The sequence below is a fragment of the Pseudanabaena biceps PCC 7429 genome, from assembly GCF_000332215.1.
Lineage (GTDB): Bacteria > Cyanobacteriota > Cyanobacteriia > Pseudanabaenales > Pseudanabaenaceae > Pseudanabaena > Pseudanabaena biceps.
In genome coordinates this window covers 1-7,585 of the sequence record NZ_ALWB01000252.1, presented here as the reverse complement: position 1 = coordinate 7,585, position 7,585 = coordinate 1, and the positions used below count along the sequence as shown (strand labels likewise).

The 7,585-nt window shown below is 42.5% G+C and carries 4 protein-coding genes; 3 read left to right on the top strand and 1 reads right to left on the bottom strand.

The features are described 5' to 3' along the window. Positions 1–356: 356 nt before the first annotated feature. Positions 357–2,126 (top strand): M61 family metallopeptidase, encoded by a 1,770-nt coding sequence (locus PSE7429_RS19950; protein ID WP_009629160.1) that lies wholly within the window; start codon positions 357–359, stop codon positions 2,124–2,126. Positions 2,127–2,202: 76 nt separating this feature from the next. Here the strand turns inward: PSE7429_RS19950 and PSE7429_RS19945 are convergent, their stop codons facing one another. Continuing rightward, on the bottom strand, positions 2,203–4,368 hold the full coding sequence (locus tag PSE7429_RS19945; protein WP_009629159.1) for an EAL domain-containing protein: 2,166 nt from the start codon (positions 4,366–4,368) through the stop codon (positions 2,203–2,205). 495 nt (positions 4,369–4,863) lie between these two features. Between PSE7429_RS19945 and PSE7429_RS19940 the strand changes: the two genes are divergently transcribed. Together PSE7429_RS19940 and PSE7429_RS19935 are read left to right on the top strand one after the other, a co-directional pair. Then, a complete protein-coding gene (locus tag PSE7429_RS19940; RefSeq protein WP_009629157.1) occupies positions 4,864–6,312 on the top strand; it encodes a RecQ family ATP-dependent DNA helicase in 1,449 nt (482 codons plus the stop codon). A 16-nt stretch (positions 6,313–6,328) separates the two neighbouring features. Beyond that, positions 6,329–7,417: a DUF3474 domain-containing protein gene (locus PSE7429_RS19935; protein WP_009629156.1), complete on the top strand. Its 1,089-nt coding sequence runs from the start codon at positions 6,329–6,331 to the stop codon at positions 7,415–7,417. The last annotated feature ends 168 nt before the right edge of the window (positions 7,418–7,585 follow it).

Below are 7,585 nucleotides of genomic sequence, written 5' to 3'. Positions count from 1 at the left end.
ATCTCAAAACCTTACTGGGGTTGTTTTTAATTCACGAAAGTATCGTTACACTTTCGTGAATTGGTATTATACCAATTCACAAAATGGCGTAGCCATTTTGTGATTTTAAAACCCTTACTGGGTTTGGTTTTCAATTCCCAAAAGTGTAGCCACACTTTTGGGAATTGGTATCACTGCTTGTTTGATAGCTGCCGCCAATCAATTCTATTATCGATCAAACAAACCAAGGAAATCTTTGAAAGATTTGCTGCGCAAATCTTTCAAAGATTTCCTTGGTTTGGATTTGAGCGCAAAGCACTATAAGTAAAACTTGCATTGCTATATTAGGTGAAGTTTGCGATCGCAGGTTTAGCCCCATGGATGATTCAGTGACTAAAGATTCAGTGACTAAAGAATATTACTCCGACCAATTTACCTATCGAATATCTATTCCCGAACCAGAAAATCATCTTCTCCATGTCGAGCTAACGATCGCCAATTGGCAACAGGAATTTATCGATCTCAAATTACCCGTCTGGACTCCAGGCTCCTATTTAGTAAGGGAATACGCCAAACATTTACAAGACTTTGCCGCAATTGATGGGGATGGGAAGCCGATCGCATGGCAAAAAATTAGTAAAAATCATTGGCGTTTGCAACGAAGCGATCGCTCCATAGCACCTATTACCATTTCTTACCGCATTTTCGGCAATGAGCTAACCGTCCGTACCAATCATATCGACCGCACTCATGCCTTTTTTACAGGTGCTGCCGTATTCATGTACATTCCTGAATATCAGCAATATCCCTACATCGTCCATATTCCTGACCTCCCCAAGAATTGGCAAATCGCGACCGCTCTACCCGCATTTGCCGATACTAAGGATACTTTCTACGCCCAAAATTTTGACATTTTAGTGGACAGTCCCTTTGAGATCGGCATCCACGAGCGCTATGAATTTACCGTCCAAAACAAGCCCCATAGCTTTGTGGTCTGGGGACAGCACAATGGGGATATGCAGCGCTTGGTCAAGGATGCAGCGGCGATCGTGGCAGTAGAAGCAGAAATGTTTGGTGGACTACCCTACGATCGCTATGACTTTATCCTTCATGCCAGCAATGGTTTTGGCGGATTAGAGCATAAGGACTGTACCGTACTTCTCTACAATCGTTTGGGATTTCGCAAGGAAGAAAGCTATTGCCAATTTATGAATCTAGTTGCCCATGAGTTTTTTCATACTTGGAATGTGAAACGCATTCGTCCCAAGGCTTTTGAAACCTTTGATTACGATCGAGAAAACTATACAAGTTCACTTTGGTTTAGCGAAGGAACTACGAGCTATTACGATCGCCTTTTTCCTCTTCGTGCAGGTATTTACGATGCTAAGCATTATCTAAAACTCGTTAGTAATGCGATTACCCGTCTGCAAACTACCTCTGGGCGCAATGTGCAATCGCTATTCGAGTCCAGTTTTGATACTTGGATTAAGCTCTATCGACCCGATCCCAATACTCACAATAGTCAAATCTCCTACTATCTAAAGGGCGAGCTATTATCGCTGTTATTAGATTTACTGATCCGCGATCGCACTAATAATTTGCGATCGCTGGATCGAGTCATGCAAATTATGTGGGAACGCTTTGGCAAAGATGAAACTGGCTTTAGCGAAGCCGATCTCCATGGGGTAATCGAGACTGTCGCGGGGATAGATCTATCGCCTTTCTGGAATGATTATCTCTATGGTACAAAAGAACTCGATTACAACTACTATCTTGAACCCTTTGGTTTAGAATTACGAACCACTAGGCAGGATATTCCTTTTGTCGGAATGACGTTAAAATCCAAAAATGGGCTTGCGGAAGTTGACAGGGTAGAGGCTGGGTCGCCCGCCCAAAAGGCAGGCATTAACACGGGTGATGCGGTACTGGCGATCGCAGGAATTCGCGTTACCGCAGAAACCTTTAACGAGCGGCTGCGGGACTTTACCGTTGGTGAGGCAATCGAGGTCACGATTTTCCAACAAGACTTGCTCCGTAACGTTAAAGTCATCTTAGCAGAGCCCATTTTTAACTACTTTGAACTAGTACAGATCCCCAATGCTTCCTCTAGTCAGGAAGTCAACCTAAGAATGTGGCTTAATATCTAGGATCATACCAATTCCCAAAATGGCGTTGCCATTTTGGGAATCTCAAAACCTTACTGTTTTTGTTTTTTAATCGGTATTATGGCTCGATTTTATTTGGTCGCGTTACCCCTTGGGATCTCAGCAAAGCCTCAACCTCATCGGCTGGCATCGCCCTATAGTAAAAATGACCTTGAATTTGATCGCAGCCTAGAGATCGCAACAGATCGACCTGTTCTCTCGTTTCGACCCCTTCAGCGATCACATTGAGGTTGAGACTATGGGACAAATTAATAATTGAAGCGACTATTGTGCGATCGTGTTCGTTATGAGCTATGTATTCAATAAAAATGCGATCGATCTTGAGAGTATCAATAGGTAAATTTTTGAGATAACTCAGTGCCGAGTACCCCGTCCCAAAATCATCGATAGATAGCTGGATACCCATCTGACGGAATTGATTTAATAGGGTAATTTTCTCTTCAACATTATCCATCATGATCCCTTCCGTAATTTCCAATTCTAGATAGCGGGGATCGAAATTTGTTTCCTCAAGAATTTGATTGAGACAAAAGAGAAAGTCCTTTTGTTGCAGTTGTTTGATCGATAAATTCACACCCACTTGGATCGGTGGCAAACCCATATTTTGCCATGCGATAACCTGCAAACAGGCTTGACGTAAAACCCAATTACCAATAGCAATAATTAAGCCTGTTTCTTCGGCGAGAGGAATAAATTTACTGGGAGGAATGGAGCCCAAAGCTACATGTTTCCATCGTAATAAAACCTCCAAACCAACAATTTGCCCCGTCTTCAAATCAACTTGCGGCTGATAGTAGGGTATCAATTCATCATTTTCAAGGGCTCTGCGGAGATTATTTTCCATAGAGAGTCTCTGAAAACTCTGCTCCTGCATATTGGGAATATAAAACTGGAAGCTATTTTGACCTTCAGCCTTAGCTCGATACATTGCCATATCAGCATTATGAATAAGCCCCTCAATATCAGTATTATGTTCAGGATAAATGCTCGCACCAATACAGGTTGTAATATGCAGTTCGTGCCCAGCACAGATAAAGGGTAAAGTCATAGCTTGAATCATCCCCTCCGCCGTTTGCAGCACGGTATCGTTAGATTCGATCGACTTCGCGACGATCGCAAATTCATCAGCCCCCCAGCGCACGACGATATCACCATCTTTGATCAAGGGCTTTAAGCGATCGCTGACGGCTTTGAGTAGGAGATCGCCAATACTATGACCTAAGGAATCATTAATTAATTTAAAACGATCAATATCAAGGAATAAGACAGCAAATTTTTGTTGTTTGTCCTGTAGCTTTTCAATATATTCAACTAAATGCTCATGTAAATATTTGCGATTTGGCAATCCCGTAAGAGCGTCATAATGAATTTGGTAGGAGATAATTGCTTCAGCCTGTCTTTGTTTGGTAACATCAGAAATATGAATGCGAACTATCTCATTCCAAGGCATAAAGTGAATGATTTCTTCAAATATCTTTTCGTTAATCACTACCTCCCGTATAAACACTTTACGAATAGGATTAACGACGGGCAATAATTGAGCCAGCAAGTTTTGAAGTAAAGGATGATTGATCCGCTGCTCTTCGAGATTAGGAAACTGATACAAGGCAGCAGGATTAAGATATAGGATTTTTCCTACTAAGTTTAATTCAATAATTGGTTGGGGATTTAGCTCTGGGGAAGAGATAAATCGATTAATCGTTTCTTGAGCGTGAATAGATAAATCGCGATCGGCAATTGATTGTAAAGGCGAAAATTGAAAAAGCTCTGTATCACTAAAAGACTGATTATTTGCAATGGAATTACTGGAATTAGCAAGCTGATTTTCCGAGCGGTTAATTTTGGGGATATTAGCGATCGCCGTAATCACCTGATATACAGCTTTTGTATCTTTGCTAAAGAGAATTTCATCACCATGGGACAAGATATGAGAAAACCGTTTTTTCCCATTAATTAAGATTCCATTAGTACTCCGCCTGCCATCAATGCAACCGTCAATAATTCTAAAAAAGCATGAAGATTTCTGAGAAGCAACCGCTAGCAACGTTGCATGTTGGCGAGATACGAGATTAGAACGAAGAACAATCGAATTGCCCAGACTGCGTCCTAAGGAGTATGTAACGCCATGCAAGAGAAAATTGCGAAACCCCTGTGGATCTTCAACCGTAAGTACGTGATGAAGCATCTCTTTGATCTCAAGAGTAGATGACTCTTCTGGTCTCACCTGAATAATTTCCCTTTACAACGAACTTTGGAAGGATTTGCAGCTATATAACTTAATTAGATTAGTAGATCTTTATTAAAAATATCATTAACCGCTAGGTTTAACAAAAACTCATGCTTCCCTTGAATACCGTTAAATCCAAAATTGAATACAAAATACAGTACGCATCTACTTTCTCTTTCAAGCATTTCTCGACTCCTGAGAATTAATAAGCTAAAAATACCGTACTTTACTCTTGGCTAAGAAATAGGATCTGTCTGGGGAGCAAGTGTTTGCCACAATCTCAAAGGAAATCTTATAGTTCGTTTTTATGATCATGAATGGCGAGCGCCATCTTCAAGGAATTCTAGGAATTTTTCAATTTGTTATGTCTAAGCATCTAAGCAATGAATATGAAGTTATAATATCAAATACAGTTTGTTAAGTAAGTACTATAGCATTGCTAAGTCTTTAGGTTCATGGATTCCTACCTACTTCATCCATCATTTAGGGCAAATGTCAGAAACATTTAGGGAATGGACGACAATCCAACAAGCATTTCAGCAGATTTGGGGATACAAAGACTTAAGGTCATCTCAACGGGAAGTCGTTACCAGTCTGTTGCAAGGGCAAGACAGCTTAGCAGTGATGGCAACTGGCGGGGGGAAATCCATTTGCTTTCAGCTACCAGCGCTTTTTCGTGAGGGGTTAACCTTGGTAATCTCTCCATTGCTTGCCCTGATGGAGGATCAAGTGAGGGACTTAAAGGCGCGGCATCTACCTGCGGCTTGTATCCATAGCAATCTATCGCAAAGGGAACGGCGCGAGATCCTCCGAAATCTGCCAAATATCCGTTTGCTGTATGTTTCACCTGAGACGCTCTTGAGTCAACCAATCTGGGAAATAATCAGCGATCGCCATTTAAAAATTGCGGGAATCATGCTAGATGAAGCCCATTGCCTCGTGCAGTGGGGAGATTCCTTTCGTCCGAGCTATCGGCGTTTAGGGGCAGTCCGCTCGGCTTTGATGTCACAAAAGTCCGATCATTCCCAAATTGCGATCGCAGCTTTTACGGCAACCGCCGATCGCCATACAATGCAGGAATTACAAGCCTGTCTACAGCTTAATAATCCCCATGTCGTCCGCACTAGCCCCTATCGCCCGCAACTCAGTCTCCAAGTAGAAATTGCTTGGACTCCAGCGGGACGAAAATCCCGCATTCTGAAATTTATTCGCGATCGCCTAGGACAATCAGGATTAATCTATGTCCGCAGTCGTAGCGATGCCGAGATGTTAGCAGCTTGGTTAAGAGATCATTCCTTTGCCACGGCGGCTTACCATGCGGGCTTACCTCCCCAAGAAAGGCGCTATATCGAGCAGCAATGGATAACCAATAAATATCCCTTTGCGATCTGCACATCTGCTTTTGGGCTAGGAATTAACAAACCCGATACCCGCTGGGTCTTGCATTTTCATCCACCGTTAACGCTTTCAGAATATATTCAAGAAATTGGGAGAGCAGGACGCGATGGTCAACCTGCGGAAGCATTGATGCTTGTAAGTGAGCCCACAGGATTACTCGACAATGGCGATCGCCAAAGGGTCGATTTTTTCTTACAGCAGCAACAAAAACTGTACCAAAAAGCCCTTGCTCTATTGCCAAAAATCCCGCGTCAAGGGAGTATTGCCGAAGTCTCCCGAACCTATCCCGATGCAGAGCCCGCCTTAGGGCTATTGCATCGTTCGGGACATCTCACATGGCATACCCCCTTTGCCTATGAAATTTATGGACTCCCTGAGCCAAAACAGCTCGAACAACTATCAGGGGATCGGAGCGCGATCGCGCAAATGCAAGCTTATATCCGACTCAAAGGCGATCGATGGGCTTTTTTACTAGATAACTTTGGTTTCGAGGAAGAATCCAAGTTACTGCTAAGATCTAAAAGCCAACTTAATTTTTCTTAACAACAGGGAAATATACGTGTCGTCTTCGACTATTCATCGGATCAATCTCGAGAACCCTCTTACCGATACATCTTCGACATCTCAAACTGAGCTTCCGTTTACTTTTCAAGATGTAAAAGCCGCTATTCCATCAGCATGTTTCTCACCTAATGTATGGCGATCACTCGCCTATTTTTTTGCCGATACAGCGATTATTGTGGGTTTATACGCCACTGCCGCTTACTTGGATGCATGGTGGTTTTATCCAATTTTCTGGTTTGCTACGGGGACAATGTTTTGGGCCTTTTTTGTGGTCGGTCACGACTGCGGGCATGGTTCTTTCTCAAGGAGCAAATGGCTAAATAATCTGATCGGGCATCTCACCCACATACCAATTCTCGTGCCTTATCACGGTTGGCGCATTAGCCACCGCACCCATCACCAGAATACAGGCAATATCGACACCGATGAAAGTTGGTATCCAGTCACCAAAAGTCAATATCAAGAAATGGACTGGATTGGCAAATTCATTCGTTTTGATGCCCTGTTGTTTGCTTATCCGCTCTATCTATTTAAGCGATCGCCGGCTCGTCCAACAGCTTCTCATTTTGTTCCGAACAACGATCTTTTCCGCGCATCGGAAACCAATGACATTCTGACCAGCAGCATTCTGTGGACTGCGATGATAGTTTTCCTAGGGTGGTTAGGGTTCACCTACGGATTTCTATTCCTATTCAAGTTCTATATTGTTCCCTATCTTATTTTTGTAATCTGGCTCGATCTGGTTACCTATTTACATCATACTGAAGCAGACATTCCTTGGTATCGTGGTAAAGACTGGTACTTCTTAAAGGGAGCGCTTTCCACCATCGATCGCGATTATGGAATCTTTAACAATATTCATCATAATATTGGTACCCATGTCGCTCACCACATCTTTATTGGCATTCCTCACTATCATCTCAAAACTGCCACAGATGCGATTAAACCAGTTCTAGGAAAATATTACCGAGTTTCTAACGAACCAATTTGGAAATCCTTTTTCACTTCTCAAAAGTCCTGTATATTTGTCCCTGATACTGGCGGAGAAGTCTATTATGTACCTTCTTCGGAAGTTATTAAATAACTAAGTAGCTAGGCATAATTAAAAACCAAAACCAAAGAGCATACTGCCCGCTGTGCGGGCGGTATGCTCTTCTGTGTTTTAAGTTTACTTATGCCTAGCTACTTACAGTTAAATAACGTGAATTCGGGATAATTTGAAACGAGTTTTGAGAAAGGGTTTGCTACGCAA

Bases quoted from the DNA above. Each gene is read 5' to 3' on its own strand.
- PSE7429_RS19950 (WP_009629160.1), top strand. From the start codon at position 357: ATGGATGATTCAGTGACTAAAGATTCAGTGACTAAAGAATATTACTCC.
- PSE7429_RS19940 (WP_009629157.1), top strand. From the start codon at position 4,864: ATGTCAGAAACATTTAGGGAATGGACGACAATCCAACAAGCATTTCAG.